The sequence below is a fragment of the Bradyrhizobium sp. 40 genome (assembly GCF_023100925.1).
Lineage (GTDB): Bacteria > Pseudomonadota > Alphaproteobacteria > Rhizobiales > Xanthobacteraceae > Bradyrhizobium.
The window spans coordinates 1,016,334-1,034,516 of record NZ_CP064688.1 but is presented as its reverse complement, the minus strand read 5'-3'; the positions used below and the strand labels follow the sequence as shown (position 1 = coordinate 1,034,516).

Annotated in this window: 21 protein-coding genes; 14 read left to right on the top strand and 7 right to left on the bottom strand. The window is 64.5% G+C overall.

The genetic code is table 11. The features are described from left to right. Positions 1-55: 55 nt before the first annotated feature. Entirely contained in the window at positions 56-502 is a 447-nt protein-coding gene (locus IVB40_RS04840) for a hypothetical protein (protein WP_027570419.1), read from the top strand. A gap of 161 nt (positions 503-663) precedes the next feature. On the opposite strand, the gene IVB40_RS04835 is transcribed toward IVB40_RS04840, so the two are convergent. The 3 genes from IVB40_RS04835 to IVB40_RS04825 all read right to left on the bottom strand — a co-directional run bounded on the left by IVB40_RS04835 (position 664) and on the right by IVB40_RS04825 (position 4,404). Then, complete coding sequence (locus IVB40_RS04835) at positions 664-1,869, bottom strand: LLM class flavin-dependent oxidoreductase (protein ID WP_247818224.1); 1,206 nt, start codon at positions 1,867-1,869, stop codon at positions 664-666. Positions 1,870-1,950: 81 nt separating this feature from the next. Further along, positions 1,951-3,189, bottom strand: coding sequence for an acyltransferase family protein (locus IVB40_RS04830; protein ID WP_247818223.1), 1,239 nt, complete (start codon positions 3,187-3,189; stop codon positions 1,951-1,953). Positions 3,190-3,276: 87 nt separating this feature from the next. After that, positions 3,277-4,404, bottom strand: a complete 1,128-nt coding sequence (locus IVB40_RS04825) for a helix-turn-helix domain-containing protein (RefSeq protein WP_247358314.1) — start codon at positions 4,402-4,404, stop codon at positions 3,277-3,279. 207 nt (positions 4,405-4,611) lie between these two features. Between IVB40_RS04825 and napE the strand changes: the two genes are divergently transcribed. From napE to IVB40_RS04795, 6 genes are all read left to right on the top strand, one after another. Continuing rightward, positions 4,612-4,797 carry a periplasmic nitrate reductase, NapE protein gene (gene napE / locus IVB40_RS04820; RefSeq protein WP_007596178.1) on the top strand — a complete coding sequence of 62 codons (186 nt, stop codon included), beginning with the start codon at positions 4,612-4,614 and terminating at the stop codon, positions 4,795-4,797. A gap of 27 nt (positions 4,798-4,824) precedes the next feature. Next, positions 4,825-5,139: a chaperone NapD gene (locus IVB40_RS04815; RefSeq protein ID WP_247358313.1), complete on the top strand. Its 315-nt coding sequence runs from the start codon at positions 4,825-4,827 to the stop codon at positions 5,137-5,139. Positions 5,140-5,155: 16 nt separating this feature from the next. Next, positions 5,156-7,669 carry a nitrate reductase catalytic subunit NapA gene (gene napA / locus IVB40_RS04810; RefSeq protein WP_247818222.1) on the top strand — a complete coding sequence of 838 codons (2,514 nt, stop codon included), beginning with the start codon at positions 5,156-5,158 and terminating at the stop codon, positions 7,667-7,669. Continuing rightward, entirely contained in the window at positions 7,666-8,136 is a 471-nt protein-coding gene (locus tag IVB40_RS04805; protein ID WP_007596181.1) for a nitrate reductase cytochrome c-type subunit, read from the top strand. Before napA ends, IVB40_RS04805 begins: the two co-directional genes overlap by 4 nt. Continuing rightward, positions 8,133-8,786 carry a NapC/NirT family cytochrome c gene (locus tag IVB40_RS04800; RefSeq protein ID WP_027570412.1) on the top strand — a complete coding sequence of 218 codons (654 nt, stop codon included), beginning with the start codon at positions 8,133-8,135 and terminating at the stop codon, positions 8,784-8,786. Before IVB40_RS04805 ends, IVB40_RS04800 begins: the two co-directional genes overlap by 4 nt. A gap of 88 nt (positions 8,787-8,874) precedes the next feature. Further along, entirely contained in the window at positions 8,875-9,990 is a 1,116-nt protein-coding gene (locus IVB40_RS04795; RefSeq protein ID WP_007596183.1) for an ATP-dependent RecD-like DNA helicase, read from the top strand. Between the two features lie 184 nt (positions 9,991-10,174). Here IVB40_RS04795 and IVB40_RS04790 read toward each other — a convergent pair whose 3' ends face one another. Continuing rightward, positions 10,175-11,872: a caspase family protein gene (locus IVB40_RS04790; RefSeq protein ID WP_247818221.1), complete on the bottom strand. Its 1,698-nt coding sequence runs from the start codon at positions 11,870-11,872 to the stop codon at positions 10,175-10,177. Between the two features lie 244 nt (positions 11,873-12,116). Between IVB40_RS04790 and msrA the strand changes: the two genes are divergently transcribed. The 4 genes from msrA to IVB40_RS04770 all read left to right on the top strand — a co-directional run bounded on the left by msrA (position 12,117) and on the right by IVB40_RS04770 (position 14,060). Further along, a complete protein-coding gene (gene msrA / locus IVB40_RS04785) occupies positions 12,117-12,821 on the top strand; it encodes a peptide-methionine (S)-S-oxide reductase MsrA (RefSeq protein WP_247287667.1) in 705 nt (234 codons plus the stop codon). A 43-nt stretch (positions 12,822-12,864) separates the two neighbouring features. Next, complete coding sequence (gene msrB, locus IVB40_RS04780) at positions 12,865-13,284, top strand: peptide-methionine (R)-S-oxide reductase MsrB (protein ID WP_247287666.1); 420 nt, start codon at positions 12,865-12,867, stop codon at positions 13,282-13,284. A 106-nt stretch (positions 13,285-13,390) separates the two neighbouring features. Further along, positions 13,391-13,555 carry a DUF3309 family protein gene (locus tag IVB40_RS04775; protein WP_081747975.1) on the top strand — a complete coding sequence of 55 codons (165 nt, stop codon included), beginning with the start codon at positions 13,391-13,393 and terminating at the stop codon, positions 13,553-13,555. A 211-nt stretch (positions 13,556-13,766) separates the two neighbouring features. Then, complete coding sequence (locus tag IVB40_RS04770; RefSeq protein WP_007596188.1) at positions 13,767-14,060, top strand: hypothetical protein; 294 nt, start codon at positions 13,767-13,769, stop codon at positions 14,058-14,060. A 71-nt stretch (positions 14,061-14,131) separates the two neighbouring features. Here IVB40_RS04770 and IVB40_RS04765 read toward each other — a convergent pair whose 3' ends face one another. After that, on the bottom strand, positions 14,132-14,689 hold the full coding sequence (locus IVB40_RS04765; protein ID WP_247287665.1) for a DUF4112 domain-containing protein: 558 nt from the start codon (positions 14,687-14,689) through the stop codon (positions 14,132-14,134). A gap of 61 nt (positions 14,690-14,750) precedes the next feature. Continuing rightward, positions 14,751-15,176 carry a DUF5413 family protein gene (locus tag IVB40_RS04760; RefSeq protein ID WP_027519939.1) on the bottom strand — a complete coding sequence of 142 codons (426 nt, stop codon included), beginning with the start codon at positions 15,174-15,176 and terminating at the stop codon, positions 14,751-14,753. Positions 15,177-15,319: 143 nt separating this feature from the next. On the opposite strand from IVB40_RS04760, the gene IVB40_RS04755 reads away from it, so the two are divergent. The 3 genes from IVB40_RS04755 to IVB40_RS04745 all read left to right on the top strand — a co-directional run bounded on the left by IVB40_RS04755 (position 15,320) and on the right by IVB40_RS04745 (position 16,362). Beyond that, positions 15,320-15,565 (top strand): hypothetical protein, encoded by a 246-nt coding sequence (locus IVB40_RS04755; RefSeq protein ID WP_247358309.1) that lies wholly within the window; start codon positions 15,320-15,322, stop codon positions 15,563-15,565. A gap of 37 nt (positions 15,566-15,602) precedes the next feature. Continuing rightward, entirely contained in the window at positions 15,603-15,830 is a 228-nt protein-coding gene (locus IVB40_RS04750) for a hypothetical protein (protein ID WP_007614124.1), read from the top strand. A gap of 259 nt (positions 15,831-16,089) precedes the next feature. Then, positions 16,090-16,362: a hypothetical protein gene (locus IVB40_RS04745; RefSeq protein ID WP_027519942.1), complete on the top strand. Its 273-nt coding sequence runs from the start codon at positions 16,090-16,092 to the stop codon at positions 16,360-16,362. A 160-nt stretch (positions 16,363-16,522) separates the two neighbouring features. On the opposite strand, the gene IVB40_RS04740 is transcribed toward IVB40_RS04745, so the two are convergent. Further along, entirely contained in the window at positions 16,523-18,148 is a 1,626-nt protein-coding gene (locus IVB40_RS04740; RefSeq protein ID WP_247818220.1) for a hypothetical protein, read from the bottom strand. Positions 18,149-18,183: the final 35 nt, after the last annotated feature.

Here is an 18,183-nt window from a genome sequence, read left to right as displayed (position 1 = left end):
TAACAATGTCTTATGAGCTCCAACATCATTGGGGCCAGGTTTGATTGGAACGAAAATGGACGCCGAGCAGCTCGCCGAGAAGTTCCGACAGAAATTATCCGCAGCCGTCGTCGAAAAGGAGAGGCAGACGACTATCGCCGCGGAGAACAAGGACAAGCGAACCGCCGACATCGAGTACTGCAAGCAGGCGATGGAGCGCGAGGTAATACCTTTCCTGGAGGAGCTGAAGCATCATCTCGGCGAAGACCTGTTCTCCTTTTCTCCGCAGATCGAGCGGAATGATCACCGTCCCGTCGGGGTTACTTTTACCGTGGGCAACGGTGCTGCGACGAGCATCTCAACTGCACTTGGCAACATCGTTGTGACCCGCATCGTCGGCAGCGGAACCAGGAAGGGCGCTCCTTTTGTCTATGCCCCGGATGTCGAGCCTTACATTTCAAACTCGGGTGATCTGACGCGGGACAAAATAGCGAAGCTGGTTGAGATGGTGATCGACGACTAGGCGAACACCAACACGGCTTTATGTTTAAGACACCATGGCTGTAGAAGGATGCGGACAGCGTCTTGAGAAAATCGCCGCCGAACTCGTGCGCCGGCAGGTTGATGGTGCGGGGGCGCACTCGACTTCGTGGTCGTCCCTACCGCGGTGCCGCAACACGCTGCCTACCCCGCCGCCGCCTTCGCCGGCCCCACGTTGACCGCGAGCTTGCCGTAGCGGTCGGTGAAGGCCTCGGTGTCGATTTCCTCCAGCTTGATCTCGCCGCTCATGACGCCCTGCTTCCAGGCCGCCTGCGCCGGATCATTCTGGAATTCCGGCATCACCTCGCGGCCGAACAGCTCCAGCGATTCGCAGATGTGCTCGTGGCTGTTCTTACCCGCCTGGTTCAGCAGGATGACCTGGTCGATGTGCGAGCCCTGGAAGCGCTTCAGCTTCCTACGGATCGTCTCGGGCGAGCCGATCAGGCCGCCGCGCAGCGCGGCCTCCTGCGCCTCCGGATTGTCGCGCTTCCACTTGTTGTACTCGTCCCACATGTTGACGGTGTAGGGCGCCGGACGCTGGCGGTTCTGCGAGGCGCCGTAGAAGCGCAACGCGAACTGGAAGAAGGTGGCGCCGTCGGCGCGGGCGCGGGCCTCCTCATCCGTCTTCGCGCACATGAAGAACGACACCAGCGCCATGTTCGGGTTGATCTCGTAGTCGGCGAGCTTGGCGAGACGCTTGGTCATGGCGTTGTAATAGGCGTGCACCCAGGCGTGCGCGGCATCCGCGCTGACGAACTGGAAGCCGAGCGCGCCAAACCCATGGCGTCCGGCGCGCTCGATGGTCTGTAATTGCGAGCAGGCCATCCACAATGGCGGATGCGGCTTCTGTACCGGTTTCGGCACGACGTTGCGCAAGGGGATGTCGAAATATTTGCCGTGATGCTCGCTGCCCGCGTCCTTGAACATCGGGAAGATCGCGGCGACGGCTTCCTCGAACACCTCTTTCTTGGTCTCCATGTCGCGGCCGAACGGCGTGAGCTCGGTGATGGATGCGCTCTCGCCCATGCCGAATTCGCAGCGGCCGTTGGAGAGCAGGTCGAGCACCGCGACGCGCTCGGCGACTCGCGCCGGATGGTTGGTGGTGAGCTGGAGGATGCCGTGGCCGAGCCGGATGTTCCTGGTGCGCTGGCTTGCGGCTGCGAGAAACGATTCCGGCGAGGGCGAGTGCGAGTATTCTTCGAGGAAGTGATGCTCGACGACCCAGGCGTGGTCGTAGCCGAGCTGGTCGGCCAGTTCCATCTGCGAGAGCGCGTTCTGGTAGAGGCTGAGCTCGTCGCCGGCGACCCACGGACGTGGCAGTTGCAGCTCATAGAAGATGCCGAACTTCATGACGCCTCTCCCAAGTTTTCTTGAGTATTCTTGCCGCTCATATTTTTGTTGCGGGCATCTTAATGGGTGGGGCGGCGCTGTCTACGCAGTCGCAATTCCGCCTTGCGGGAGAAGGCGCTTTTCGGCGCGGCGGCCATTCAGGACCACACCGATAAAGGTGAAGCGCACCAGCAGATGATAGCTCGCAAGCATCGGAGGAAGCGCGACAAGGAGAATGATCGCGAACTTGGTCAGCCCGGGCCAGTCGAGCTGCGACAGCGCGACCTGCAGCGCCATCACGATCGGCAGGTGGATCAGATAGAGCCAGTAGGATGCATCGGCGAGGTAGCGCCACGTCCGACTGAAGCCTGACATGAAGCGGAGGGCGAGGCCGAGGACCGCGAATGTGGAAACCCAAATCGCCGGTGCATAGAGGATGGCGGAGATCAGCCTGAGCGTGGCGAAGCTGACCGGCAGTTTCGGCGCGACAGGCAACGACAGCATCACGCCTGACACCGCGAAGCTGACCAGGATCAGGAAGAGCGCGAGCAGGACATGTGTCAGCCAGCGTCGCTCGATGAGCCGCAGCAGATCGACCTGCCGATGCAGGAGCCAGCCGATGCCGAATGCGGTGCCGAAGCCGATCCAGGCCTGCGCATTGGTGACGAACGATTGATCCGGCGTCCTCACGCCCATCACGTTGATCCATCGTGGATCGAGGCAGAAGGCGATGCCGATCGGTATTGCCAGAACTAGGGGAGCCAGCGGATTTCGCATGATCCGCGCGAAGACACGGTCAAACACCATGCGCAGCGTCCCTGATACATCAAGCCAGACCATTGCACCGCGCAGCAGCAGCGTCGCGACATAAAGCTCCAGCAGCACATACAGAAACCAGAGGTGGGTCAGGGGGAACTTAGGCAATGCCGGCAGCCAGCCGGACGTGGGGTGGATCGGACCGCCATTTGGAAAGTGAGATGCCCAGATCACGATCAGAGCTATCGGCATGAACACGAGCGGCCAGCCGATCACCAACGGCAGGCCGATCCGCTGCAGCCTGTCCCTGACGAAGCCCCAGCTCCCCCGGCGGTGAAAGCTCATGCGGGCAAAGAAGCCGGCCATCAGGAAGAAGGTCGTCATCCGGAAGACGTGGATGGTAAAGGACAGCAGGCCCAGAGTAACGCTTGGATGGGTGTCTTGGATGATCCAGAACCGGGGCGAGGCCGGCACAAACGACAATGTCGCGTGCAGGACGATGCCGAGCAGCAGCGCGCCACCCCTGACTGCGTCGAGAGCATGGAGCCTCTCCGACACAGGGGCGGCGGCGGTCGAGTGGGACATGGACAGGCTCATTCCGCTGGATGGGAGTTTATGCTTGGACCGTCTAACCAATCGGCGCAGGGTGTTCTCGCCTGATCCAAAAATCGGCTAGCCGATTTCGCGGCGCGGTTGGCTGAGTTCAGCGCTCTCGGGCCGGCTCAGCGCCTCGCGCCGGAATTCGGTCGGGGTCATGCCGGTTTCGGCCTTGAACGCGCGATTGAAAGGTCCGATCGACTGAAAGCCCGCATCCATGGCGATGGTCAGCACCGGGACATCCCGCTGCGTCACGTCGGACAGCGCCAGCCTGGCGTCCTCGATACGGTAGCGGTTGAGGAACGCATTGAAGTTGCGATGGCCCAGCCCTTCGTTGATCGCCTGGCGCAGCCGATGCTCGGGAACATCGAGCCGCGCCGCAAGCGCTCCGATCGCGAGGCCTTCCTGGCGGTAGCTTCGCTCCACCGTCATCAGATGGTCGAGGCGCCGCAGCAGGATCGGGTCGACGACGACCCGCCCCGCGGCGGCGCGGTCGGCGGCCGGGGCTTGCCTCCCCGCCTCGCCGGATGCGATCGCGGCCGTGGCGTCATCGACGGCCATCGCCGGCGCGCTGAACAGGCCGAGGCCGGCAAGCATGGCCACCACGAACAGCCCGAGCGCGGTCGGGAGACTGCCGGGCGCACCGGGAACCGCGACGGGAATTGCGGCGAAGCCGGCGACGCCGACGGTCGCGATGAGCACGACATTGATCGCAAGCATCGCCAGCCGCAGTCGGCGTCGCCGCGCGACCAGATCGGCGCGCCAGGTCTTGACCGTCTGAACCGCGGCAGCGAGGGCCAACACCAGGGTGGCCAAAGCCAGGACTCGCCCGCCTGCGCCGGCTAAAGCGGGCCAGTTCGCCCAGCCCAGCGTGATCGCAAACCCGAAAGCCACGATGCTCAGCCACAGGGCGCCGTGCCAACGCCTCAGCACGAAATCGTCGTCGAACGCCGCGCGCGCCCACAGCCAGAAGACCGCAGGCTGCGCGGACAGGATCGGTAATACCCACCACCAAGCCGTTTTGGGGAGGTTGGGCGCCGTCGCGATCGCATAGAACATGCCGCCTGCGCACATCGCGATGCCCAGCAAAGCCTGTTGGCCGATCGCACGACGCAGCAAGGCCACGAGAACGATCAACAGGAACACGCCGCTCGCTGCGCCGCGAAGTCCGAGATCGATCGCCGACAGCCCTGTCGCAGTCACAGCTCGTATCCCCGTTCGATGCCAAATTGTCGCATCGCCTTCGCACGGGTACAACCCAAACTTGTGCTTGTGGGTCTGGCGGCAGTCAGCACCGCGACTGGACGGATTGATCCAGATCAAGGCGTCAGCAGCCCTGATGCATCTAAAGTGCGGCAAGGCAACGGCCCGGATGCCGTCCCAATCCCCACATTTCAGACGAGACCGAATATGTCGGCCCCTGACGACGCGACTTCGCGCGTGCGCCGTAAGCGCATGGAGATTTTCGCTTTCCTGTTCCTGACCGCGATCGTGATGCCTGTCCTCGCGGTCGGAACGGTCGGCTCCTACGGGCTCGGCGTCTGGATCTACCAGATGTTCGCCGGCCCTCCCGGCCCGCCGCCCTCCCCGCATTGATCCCCCGAAAAGCGAAAGACAGGCATCATGGCCGAATCCAAACTCAACCGCCGCGCACTGATCACCGGCCGGGTACTCAGCGCCGAGCGCGTCATCTCGCCGCCCGGTTGCGAAATCGCCAGCATCATCGTGCAGGCGCGCCCCGAGCGGCTCGCCGCACTCGAGGCCGCGATCACCGCCCTTGCCGGCTGCGAGATTCACGGCCGCGACCCGCGCGGCAAGCTCATCGTCGTGACCGAGGCGCCTGATTCCGGCAGCCTCGGCACCCTGCTCAACACCATCCAGTCGCTGCCCGACGTCTATTCCGCGGCGCTGGTCTTTCACGCCATCGAAACGGCTTAAGGCCGGGAGAGTCGTCATGACATCGCCAAAGCTCGACCGCCGCCAGATGCTGAAGCTCGAGGCCGCCGCCATCGCGGCCGCCGCTGCGGGCATGCCGGCACCGGCGCTCGCCGCGAATCTCGTCGCCGAGCGCGACGTCGCCGAACTGAAATGGGACAAGGCCGCCTGCCGCTTCTGCGGTACCGGCTGCTCCGTGATGGTTGCGACCAAGAACAATCGCGTCGTCGCCACCCACGGCGACATCAAGGCCGAGGTCAACCGCGGCCTCAACTGCGTCAAGGGCTACTTCCTCTCCAAGATCATGTACGGCCACGACCGCCTGACCCAGCCGATGCTGCGCAAGACGGCCGGCAAATACGACAAGAACGGCGAATTCACGCCCATCTCCTGGACCGAAGCCTTCGACATCATGGAGGTGAAGTGGAAGGAGGCGATCAAGAAGCGCGGGCCGAACGGCGTCGCGATGTTCGGCTCCGGCCAGTGGACGATCTGGGAGGGCTATGCGGCCGTGAAGCTGTTCAAGGCCGGCTTCCGCACCAACAATATCGATCCCAATGCGCGCCACTGCATGGCCTCCGCCGTGGCCGGCATGATGCGCACCTTCGGCATCGACGAGCCGGCCGGCTGCTATGACGACATCGAGGCCACCGATGCCTTCGTGCTGTGGGGCTCCAACATGGCGGAGATGCATCCGATCCTGTGGACGCGCCTTGCCGACCGCCGGCTCTCCGCGCCGCATGTTCGCGTCGCCGTGCTCTCGACCTTCGAGCACCGCTCGTTCGACCTCGCCGACATCGGCATGGTGTTCAAGCCGCAGACCGACCTCTACATCCTCAACGCCATCGCCAACCACATCATCAAGACGGGCCGGGTCAACAAGGACTTCGTTGCCGCGCATACCATCTTCAGGCGCGGCCAGACCGACATTGGCTATGGCTTGCGGCCCGAGCATCCGCTGCAGAAGAAGGCGACGGGCGCGGCGAAGGCCAATGATTCTACCGAGATGAGCTATGACGAGTACGTCAAGTTCGTCTCGGAGTACACGCTGGAGAAGGCGGCCGAGATGTCGGGCGTGCCGCTCAATCGCCTGGAGGCGCTGGCCGAGCTCTACGCCGACCCCAAGACCAAGGTGGTCTCGTTCTGGACCATGGGCTTCAACCAGCACACCCGCGGCGTCTGGTGCAACAACCTCGTCTACAACATCCACCTTCTAACCGGGAAGATCTCCTCGCCCGGCAACAGCCCGTTCTCGCTGACCGGCCAGCCCTCGGCCTGCGGCACCGCGCGCGAGGTCGGCACCTTCTCGCACCGCCTGCCGGCCGACATGGTCGTCACCAACAAGGAGCACCGCACCAAGGCCGAGCACATCTGGCTGCTGCCCGAGGGCACCATTCCCGACAAGCCCGGCGCGCACGCCGTGCTGCAAAGCCGGATGCTGAAGGACGGCCTGATCAACGCCTATTGGGTGCAGGTCAACAACAACCTCCAGGCTGGTCCCAACGCCAACGAGGAGACCTATCCGGGCTTCCGCAACCCCGACAATTTCATCGTAGTCTCGGACGCCTATCCATCGGTGACGGCGCTCGCCGCCGATTTGATCCTGCCGACCGCGATGTGGGTGGAGAAGGAAGGCGCCTACGGCAACGCCGAGCGGCGCACGCAGTTCTGGTACCAGCTCGTCCCCGCGCCCGGCGAGTCCAAGTCCGATCTCTGGCAGCTCATGGAGTTCTCCAAGCGCTTCAAGATCGAGGAAGTGTGGCCGGAGGAGCTGATCGCCAAGAAGCCGGACGTACGCGGCAAGACGCTGTTCGACGTGCTCTACAAGAACGGCCAGGTCGATAAATTCCCGACGTCGGAGATCGAGGAGGGCTACGCCAACGAGGAGTCCAAGGCGTTCGGCTTCTACGTGCAGAAGGGCCTGTTCGAGGAATACGCCGCGTTCGGCCGCGGCCACGGCCACGACCTCGCGCCGTTCGACGCCTATCACCGCGAGCGCGGCCTGCGCTGGCCCGTTGTCAACGGCCAGGAGACGAAATGGCGTTTCCGCGAGGGCAGCGACCCCTATGTCAAGCAGGGCACCGACGTGCAGTTCTACGGCTATCCGGACGGCAAGGCGCGCATCTTCGCCCTTCCTTACGAGCCGCCGGCGGAATCGCCCGACAACGAATATCCCTACTGGCTCTCCACCGGCCGCGTGCTGGAGCACTGGCATTCCGGCACCATGACGCGCCGGGTCCCCGAGCTCTACAAGGCCTTCCCCGAGGCCGTGTGCTTCATGCATCCTGACGACGCGCAGGAGGCGAAGATCCGCCGCGGCGACGAGGTGAAGGTGGTCTCCCGCCGCGGCTTCATCCGTGTCCGCGTCGAGACCCGCGGCCGCGACCGGCCGCCGCGTGGCCTCGTATTCGTGCCGTGGTTCGACGAATCCAAGCTGATCAACAAGGTGACGCTGGACGCCACCGATCCGATCTCGCTGCAAACCGATTACAAGAAGTGCGCCGTGCGCATCGAGCGGGTGAACGTGTCATGATGAAACGATTTGGAGTAGCGCTGCTCGCGGTCGCGATCGCGGCTGGCGCGAGCTCGCTGACCGCGCAGACGGTGACGTCAGGCCTGCGCGGCCCGACGCCGCTCAACGACGAAGGTCCGGCGCCGCCGATGCTGCCGAACCGCAACACCTCCGAAAGGGAAGTGCGCAACTATCCGGAGCAGCCGCCGGTGATCCCGCATGCGATCGACGGCTATCAGGTCGATCTCAACGGCAACAAGTGCCTGTCCTGCCATGCGCGGGCGCGCATCGCGGAATCGCAGGCGCCGATGGTCTCGATCACCCACTTCATGGATCGCGACGGCCAGTTCCTGGCTTCGATCTCGCCGCGCCGCTTCTTCTGCACGGAATGCCACGTGCCGCAGAACACCGCCACGCCGCCCGTCAGCAACGACTTCACCGACATCGACACGCTGCTGTCGCGCGCAAGCCCGGGTGGCCGCCGATGACGACGACCGCTGATGAGCCCGACGAGGGAATGAAGGCCAAACGCGGCTTCGTCGCGCGAAGCTTGGACTTTGCGCGCGAGCTCTGGCAGGTGCTGATCCGTCCGAGCTCGGTGTTCGGCCTCGGCGTGCTGGTGCTGGCGGGCTTCATGGCCGGCGTGATCTTCTGGGGCGGCTTCAACACCGCGCTGGAATTGACCAACACCGAAAAATTTTGCACCGGCTGCCACGAGATGAAGGACAACGTCTATGCCGAGCTGAAGTCGACCATCCACTTCGCCAATCGCTCCGGCGTGCGCGCGACCTGTCCGGACTGCCACGTGCCGCACAACTGGACCGACAAGATCGCCCGCAAGATGCAGGCCTCCAAGGAGGTCTGGGGCAAGATCTTCGGTACGATCGATACCCGCGAGAAATTCCAGGATCACCGGCTCGAGCTGGCGGCGCATGAATGGGCGCGCTTCAAGTCCAACGATTCGCTGGAATGCCGCAACTGCCACAGCGCCGATTCCATGGACATCACCAAGCAGTCGCCGCGGGCCTCGGTCGCGCACCAGCGCTTCCTCTTCACCAAGGAAAAGACCTGCATCGACTGCCACAAGGGCATCGCTCACCATCTGCCCGACATGCGCGGCGTTCCCGGCTGGCAGTAGGGCGCCCCGCCCGGCTTGAACCGGCGGTGCGAATGGTTAGTTTTGGGGCTGGCGAATCGCTCCGTTTCGCCCCCTCCTCAAGACAGACATGGCCACATTCACCCCGCATCAGGATGCCGCGCTCAAGGCCGTTGGCGACTGGCTCAAGGCCAAACCAGGTCGCAACGGCACGCCGCCGGTGTTCCGCCTGTTCGGCTATGCCGGCACCGGCAAGACCACGCTGGCGCGGCACATCGCCGACGGCGTCGATGGCGAGGTGAAATTCGCCGCCTTCACCGGCAAGGCGGCGCTGGTCATGCGCAACAAGGGCTGCGACGAAGCCTCCACCATCCATTCGCTGATCTACCGCACCCGCGAATCCGGCGAGGAACAACCCAGCTTCGAGCTGTGGGACGACGCCCCGGCGTCCAAGGCCAAGCTGATCGTGATCGACGAATGCTCGATGGTCGATGCCGAATTGGGCCGCGACCTGATGTCGTTCGACTGCCCGCTGCTGGTGCTGGGCGATCCCGCGCAGCTGCCGCCGATCCAGGGCGGCGGCTTCTTCACCAATACCGAGCCCGACGCGATGCTGACCGAGGTGCACCGCCAGGCCCAGGACGATCCGATCGTGCGGATGTCGATGGACGTCCGCGAGGGACGCGAGCTCGACATCGGCCGCTACGGCGAGAGCGAGGTGGTGTCGCGCAAGGAGCTCGATCCTGATCGCGTCATGGCCGCCGACCAGGTCCTGGTCGGACGCAACAACACGCGGCGCGCGTACAATATGCGGGTGCGTCAGCGCCAGAACATCGAGGACGTCTTCCCCGTCGCCGGCGACAAGCTGGTCTGCCTGCGCAACAATCGCAAGAAGGGCCTGTTCAACGGCGGGCTGTGGCGCGTGAAGTCGCGCAACACCTCGCGCTCGAAATCCCGCATTCTCAGCATGAGGCTGTCGCCGGACGAGGATCTCGGCCACAAGGTGACGAAGGTCTCGGTGCGTGCCGATTGCTTCGAGGGCGGCGTCGAGGCGATCGCCTGGGAGCAGCGCAAGCCCTATGACGAGTTCGACTACGGCTACGTGCTGACCGTGCACAAGTCGCAGGGCTCGCAATGGGACGACGTCGTGCTGTTCGACGAGAGCTTTGCGTTTCAGGAGAGCCGCGCGCGGTGGCTGTACACGGGCATCACGCGGGCGGCGAAGCGGCTGAGCATTGTGGTGTAGCCGTCGTCCCGGCGAAGGCCGGGACCCATACCGCGTCATCTATCCGTATTCGGCGGTCTTGGTACCGAGGGAGGGTTCGATCACTGTCAGTCTTCGCCAAACCACGCCCTGTGGCTATGGATCCCGGCCTCCGCCGGGACGACACCTAATGTGAGGGGACGAAGGTGCGCCCCATAAGCAGCTTTCACTTCCCCACAACGAAATAAAAATCCTCTCTTCCCGGCGGCGAGCCGTAGGAAAACGGCTGCTGCACGTGCTTGGTCACAAGCCAGACATCGTCGCGGACGATGTCGAACAGCTTTCGGATCTCGACGCGCGGCATCTTGATCTCGCGGGCGAGCGCAGTGGCGAACGGACTGTCGGCGCCGCCGTCGCCGTCCATCGCGGTCTCGCCGTGCTTGGCGGCGTAGACCACCATGAAGCCGGCGCCGGGCTCGATGTTGGAAAAGCCCTTGTCCACCAGCTTGAGCGACAGCGTGCGCTGCATGGTCGGCGCGAACGGATTGTCGCGGCAGGCATCCAGCATGACCAGACGCACTTTTCGCGCAGCGCCCACCGCCGCGATCACCTGCTCCAGCGCAACCGCCTGGGTCTCGGCGTCCTTGTCGGCGGCGAGCTTGGCATCGACGGGAACGAGATAATTGACGCCGCCGATCTCGAAACCGTGGCCGGCGTAATAGACCACCGCCCAATCGGCCTTCTCTGCCTCGGCCGCAAACGTCTGCAACGCTTCGAAGAACTTGTCGCGGGTGAGGTCGCTGACGGATATCACGGTCTGGAAGCCGACATCGCGCAGCGCGGCTGCGATCATTTTCGAGTCGCGTGGCGGATTGGGCAAGGCGTGGACGTTCTTGTAGGCGCCGTTCCCGATCACCAGCGCCACACGGCGCCCCGTTGATCCGGCCGGCGCCTGCGGGGTCAGCGCCGCCAATCGCTCCTGCGCGATCGCGCGGGCACGCGCGACGTCGAGCTCGTCGAACTTCGTCAGCGAATAAGCCGCCGCACGATAGTCGGCACGGGCTTGGGCGAGGTCCTTCTTGCGCTCGTAGATCTGGCCGCGACCCGAATGTGCCCGGACATTGTTCGGGTTGATCTGGATCGCAATGTTGTAGTCCTTCAACGCGGCGTCGAAATCGCCCTTCAGCATGTTGACGTCGGCGCGATTGTTGATCGCGTACACGTTCTTCGGCTGCTTCTCGATCAGGCCGTTGCAGTCGGCGAAGGCCTGGCCGTACTCGCCCATCATGCCGTAGGTGATGCAGCGGTTGGCGGTGATCTGCTGCGCGCCCGGTTCGATCTTCTCGGCCTCCGCGAAATCGGCGATCGCGCCGTCAAAATCCTGCATCAGCGTGCGCACGCGGGCGCGGTTGGTGTAGCCGAGCAGGAATTTTGGCGCGTATTTGATCGACAGGTTAAAATCGTCGAGCGCGCTTTGCAGCGCCCCCCGGCGCAACTGGATGATGCCGCGGTTGTTGTAGGGGACACCGTAGGTCGGGCGCTTCTGGAGCGCGAGGTTGTAGTCCGTCATCGCATGGTCGTCCTGGCCCGTCCGCTCATAGGCGAGGCCGCGCAAATTGAGCGTGACGACGTTGTCGGGATCGAGGTCGACGGCCATGGACAAGGTCTCGATGGCATGGACGTAGTCGCGCTTGTTGATCAGCGTATTGCCGCGCACGGAAAGCGCGACGGCCTTGTCCTTGCCGCTGAGCCGGTCGGCGTTGAGCAAATTGTCGCAGGCCTGCGCCCTCGCCTGCGCATCCGCCTGGCGGTCGCGGCAAATGGCGAGGTCGTCGCCGGGTTTTGGTTCGGCCGCCGCGATCGAGCTCCAGCCGGCCAGGATGGCGAGCACGGCGACGAGGGTCAGGGATACGACGCGCAGCATGTTGTCAGGTCAGCTCCAGCCATCATTCTTTAGGTCGATCACCGATCGCGCCGGTTCATCTAGCGCGGAGTTCCTGTCCTCGCCAAGCCGGGCCGCTCCAGGCGGCGCGTTTCACAGACTCGTGTCCGTCCGGCCGTAACAATCGCCCGGCCGGCCCGTATCTCGAATGTCCGAAAATGCCGGGCAGGCTGTTCGCCCGGCCCCAACCGCCCTAGACTGTCAGACCTTCCGAAAGAGGACCGCCATGCGCCGACCTGCCATCCTGTCCCTGCTCGCCGCAACCACCGCCCTGACGCTGGCCTTTGCCGCGCCGACCCGGGCCGCAGAGGATGCGGTCGTGATCCCCGCTCCCGCCGTTGACGCGGCGCCCGCCAGCGGGATCCAGACCGCCGTGATCGCCGGCGGCTGCTTCTGGGGCGTGCAGGGCGTGTTCCAGCACACCGCAGGCGTCGTCAACGCGGTCTCCGGCTATGCCGGCGGCACCAAGGCGACGGCCGACTACCAGACCGTCTCGAGCGGCCGGACCGGCCACGCGGAATCGGTCGAGATCAAATACGACCCGAAGAAGATCTCCTACGGCAAGATCCTGCAGATCTACTTCTCGGTGGCGCACGACCCGACCCAGCTCAACCGGCAGGGCCCCGACTCCGGCACGCAATATCGCTCGGCGATCTTCACCACCTCCGACGAGCAGAAGAAGGTGGCCGAGGCCTATATCACCCAGCTCAACGGCGCCAAGGTCTTCAATAAGCCGATCGCGACCAAGGTCGGCGCGCTGGAGGCGTTCTATCCGGCGGAGGCCTATCACCAGGATTATCTGACGCTGCACCCGAACCAGCCCTACATCGCCTACAACGACCTTCCGAAGGTCGAGAACCTGAAAAAGCTGTTCGCGGATAACTATATCGAGAAGCCGACGCTGGTGAGCGCCAGCAAGGCAACCAACTGATCGCAAGATCACTGAACAAGATCATCGAAAAAACGGGAGACCCATGCCCGACACCAAGACGAAAACCACGGACGACAAGGTCATCAAGAGCGAACAGCAATGGCGCAGCGAGTTGTCGCCGATGCAATACGCAGTGCTGCGCGAGAAGGCGACCGAGCGTCCCTTCTCCGGCGAATATGAGCAGGACCACCGCGCCGGCACCTATACCTGCGCCGGCTGCGGCAATGTGCTGTTCGAGTCCGACGCGAAGTTCGATTCCGGCTGCGGCTGGCCCAGCTTCACCCAGCCCGCCGTCGAGGGCCATATCGACGAGGAGCGGGACGTCAGCCACGGCATGGTCCGCACCGAGGTGCTGTGCGCCAAGTGCAGCGGCCATCTCGGCCATGTCTTCCCCGACGGCCCGGGGCCGACGGGCTTGCGTTACTGCATCAATTCCGCGGCGCTGAAGCTCGAACCTAAATAAACCTTGCGCGCCGCCGGGTTCCGTCATGGAACCCGGCGGCGCGATGTGCTTTTCTTACCTCGTGGTGCGGCCGGCTGGCGTTGCCGCGGCCGCCAAGGAGGATGCCATGACGCTTGGGACCATCCTGATCATCCTGGTGATCATTTATCTCGTCGGCGGCCTGTCGGGCCGCGTCGGTGGCTACGGCTACGGAATGGGTCATTCCGGCATGGGGATCGGCGGCCTTGTCCTGGTGGTGCTGCTCGTGCTGCTGCTCCTTGGCAAGCTGTAAACCATTCAAGCCACTGACATTGTTGTCATTTTCGGCCCTGCGGAGCTGCCATGCGCGGATTCATCATCTCGCATCGCGGGGGTCGCAATTTTGTCAAAACGGGCTATATTAGAGGACGAAAATGACATGTGCGGCGCCCACTCAATCGTGGCCTCTGCCCGTCCCAACCCCACGCGCTTAAAGCCCCAGAGAGATCACGAGGTCTTTGACCATGCGTCCACTGCGTCCGTTCAACTTCAACACTTCCGCCGAACTCTTCCCCGCTGCGATCCGCAAGAAGAAGCGTGCAGGCTTCACCTATCGCCGGTTCGGCACCGCGGCCGAAGCCGTGCAGTTCGCGATGGAGCAGTTGCCGACGGATTCGCTGAACGGCGCCTATCTCCAGGTCGAGGAAGCGCGCTTCGATCAGAACGGTATCCGCTCGCTTTATGAGAGCGAAGCCTTCCCGCTGCCCCGTCACCGCAAGCCGGTGGAAGCCAGCACCGACGCTGCCGACGCGGCGTAAGTTTTCGCTCCGATGTGCGCTGAGAGCGCGACGGCCGAAAGGCTGTCGCGCTTTTTGCGTTTTGGGGCGCGTCAGATGCGCGGCTGCTTGTCGAGCCAGCGGCGGAGCAGACGCACGTTGCGCATGTTGGCACGGAACATGACGTCAAAGGCGTCGCCCGCGAACGGCACGATGCCGACGACGCCGTCGAGGGCGACATTGCCGAGCATGCGCGCGGTGATGTACCAGGGCGCCCCGAGCGCCCTCGCCTCTCGCACCAGCCAGAGCGAGATCGCGGTGGTGATGATGTCGCCGACGACGGGGATCAGTCCGATCAAGCCGTCGATGCCATAGCGGATATTGGTTCCGGGCAGTACGAAGGCGACGTCGAGCAGCTTTGCGATCGCCTCGATCCGCGCGATCCGCTGCTCGCGCGTCAGATTGCCGAACGGGTTGCCGGCGAAGGGACTGTCCTTCCCGAACTCGAAGCGAAACTCGCGAAAGCCCTGCTCGAGCGTTTCGGGCCGGATCTCGTGACCATCCTGATCGATGATCGGCCCACGCCCCTCGGTGCCCGAAGAGGCCGGACCCGGGCGGCTTCCCGAACGGGAGCGACGCGGAGCAAGAATATCGTCATCGGACATGGTCATGGCCTGTAGGGAACGCGCCAGCGCGGCGGAGGTTGCTGCGGCGTGATCGAAGGTCGCGCCCTCAAGTCTGTGCTGCCGCCGGCTGCGGCTCCGCGACATATCTATGCACGAGCCAGGATGAAATCACCGCCGGCACGAACCCGACGAGGCCGTACAGGATGAACTGCACCGCGCCCGAGTCCGGACCGCGCGAGCTGTAGGTCAGCGAGGCCAGGATGAAGGCGAACACGCCGACCAGCAGCATCCGCAGCACCGGGCCGATCCGGCGGATGTGGACCAGGATATCGTCGACTGCACCGATCATCAGCGAGGGCAGGAAGCCGAACAGATAACTGTATTGCAGGGATTTGAAGAACACCGCGAACAGCTTGCCGACTTCAGCGAGACTGGTCTGGGTCCAATAGCCGGACTGATAGGTCGTCGTCAGCAGCAGCAGGAACCCGCCCACGAACGGGCCGACCAGCGCAAACACGAGATAGCGTTTCATCAGGCACCCTCATCCTTCGCCCCGTTATAGCAGCGCCGCGGGAACCTTGAATAGCGGGGGGACGGGCTCTGCGCTGGGAACAAGCGGCATAGCGACGAGTTCAGACAGGACTTGAAACTCACCTGTCAGATTTGGAGCCGCCGATGTCCCGCAAACTGTTCTTCCTGGCGACGATCGCACTGACGGCCGTGAGCGGCCTGTCGAACGCGCCCGCCCTCGCACAAGGCCATATGGGTTCACCGCAGGAGCAGAAGGCCTGTTCACGGGACGCCTCGCGCTTCTGCCGCAAGGACCTCGGCAACGACATGGCGGTGCAAGGCTGCTTGCAAGCCAACAGGGCCAAGCTGTCGCGGTCTTGCAGCAAGGTGTTTCAGAGCCACGGCATGTGAGGACCGGAACCATCCCCGGCGAACGGAGAGTGAAGCCATGTTGCGCGACGAACAGCTCTCGATCCTGAGGGACATCAGCCAATCCATCGCCTTTGCCGACGACCGGCACGGCAAGATAGGCGAGCTGATCGCCGACGGTTACGTGATGAAGGACGGCGATCTGTTCGAGCTCACGGCAAAGGGCGTTACGGCGGTCGAGGAGCACGCGGCGCTTGGCGCAAGCGATGCGGAACAAGCGAGCGTATCCTCCGATCGATTGATCTGATCGCACGCGAGTCGCATTGTGCGTGACGTGCGCGCAACAATTGCGAATTCCTTTTCGCCTGCCATTGCGGCCGCGTGACAATGGCGCATACTTGATTCGGGCGGCGCAGCACTTTTCGATTCGAACATCACGAGAGATCGAGCGACCACATGCGGGATTGAGGTCCCGGCGTGAAGGCTGTGACATGCGGCAGGTCAAGCCGCGTGCGGCGCCCCAAAACCAAGTGGCTCAACCCACGGAACTCGGGGACGCATTCCGCATGACACGCTACCAGACCATCGCAACTCTCTTCGCCGTCACAACCGCAGCCATCGCATTCCAGACATCGCCCGGCCTTTCCTTCTCGTCCGAAGCGCAGCAGATGTGCTCCGGCGATGCCATGCGGCTGTGCTCCAGTGAGATCCCCGACATCCCCAGGATCAGGGCCTGCATGGTGCAGAAGAAAGCTCAGGTCAGCCCGGGCTGTCGTGCCGTGATGGACCGCGAGCACGCCGCCGCGACATCGCGCAAGCGGGAAGCGACGGCGCAGTAGAAGAGAGCGTAGCTGCGGCCATCCTTCGAGACGCCCGCCCAAGGGGCGGGCCCTCAGGATGAGGTCTCGTTTCGCGGAGAGATATCAAACCCACATGGTGAGGAGCCCGCCAAGGCGGGCGTCTCGAACCATGCGGGCCGAGGTCTCACGGAGCAGAGATCTAGTCGCCCCACTGCGCGAAGGCGTCGTTGAAGGCGCGCTCGCCGGGAGCGCCCTTCTCGATGGCGATGATGGCGCGGCGCTGATTGGCGTACACCAGGGGCACGTCGAACCAGGAGCGCTCCTTCAGCAGCTGGACGTTGCGGCTGCGGTCGGCGTCGACGTTGGAGAGGCCGACCAGGAAGAAGCCGTCGGTGACCTTGACCGCGAGGCCTGCCAGCGGCGTGCCGCGTGCCTGCTCGTTCGACTTCATCAGGATGCCCGGCACGTTGGCGACGCCGCCGCCCGAAAAGTCCGCCGGCAGGACGAAGGTCAGCTCCGCGGTGTGGCTCGCCGGCAGCGAGGAGTCGGTGTTGCGGCGGAACGACATCGTCATCTTGAACTTGCGGTCGGGGATCTCGATGTCGGCGCGCACGGCGACGTCGGCCTTCTGGTTGCCCGACGCCTTGATCGGCTCGAGCCGCCACACCACCGAGCCGACATATTGCTTGCCCTTCGGATCGGATGGATCCTCGTCATAGAGCACGACCTTCTGCGCCACCGGCGCGACCGGCTGGTCACTGGCCGAGGGCTGGCCGACGCGATCCGGAATCTTGGGCTTGCTCTGGGGCGACGACGAATCCCTGGGCGCCTCCACCACCTGCGTCGGCGAAGACTTCAACAGGTTGGTCGCGGTCTGAACCAGCTGCTTGCCCCAGAGGATGCCGGCACCGACCAGGATCAGCACGATGCCGACGGCGATTGCGCTCTTGAACGGAAAGGCGCGGCCAGTGCGGGCGCGCTTCTTCTTCGTGTCGCGGTCGAGAACGGGGATGTGCGGACGTTGCGACGGCGGCTGCGACTGCGGCGCGTAGCGCTCGGCCTCTTCGATCGATTCGTCGTAGGAGTAGGGCGCGTCCGTCCCGGCGGCGCGATTTTCCAGGCTCGGCTCGAGCCGGTCGAATTCCGGCGAGGGCGAAGGCACGTTGGCGTAGGTGCGGCGCGCGGCGCGGTTGGCCTGCGCGGCGGCGCCGCCGAGATCGTTGGCGTCGGCCGTGATGTCGCGGAAGCCGCGCACGCCCGGTGCCGGCGGCAGCGGCGGCGGAGGCCCCATGTCCGGCGGACGGCGCCCACCGGCGCGATCACGTCCGGCCGGCGGAGGCTCCGGCATCGACGGCGGTGCCGACGGACCCTGCGGCCGCGGCGCGTCGAAACGCGGAGCCCGCGGCGCACGTGGGGCGTCGCCCTGGTCATCGACGTTGAAGGAGGGCCGGTCGGCGCGCGGCGGCGGCGGTGCCGGACGGGCGCGCGGCGGGGCAGAAGTTTGGGGCGCAGGCGCGTTGCCCTCGGTGGCGCGGGTGCTGGCGCGGCGGAAGGCATCGCCGCTGCCGCTGCTGCGGGCGCCGCCAGCGGGGCGCGAGGCCTCGCGGGCACGCTGGGCGGCCTCTGATTCGACCTTGCGGACGGCCTCTTCCAGCGAGAGCCGCTCGCGGGTGATCTCGGATTCGGAGAGCGGTGGCTGCACGCTGCGGAGCTGCGCGATCAGCGCCGTGCGCGCCCGCTCGTAGAGCGCGCGACGGCTCTCGCCGGGAGCGTTGGGGTCCAGGGCGGCAATAGCGCGGGCGATCAGCGGATAGTAATCAGCCATTTCTACTCAATTATACGCGCGTCCCGGTAAGAGAT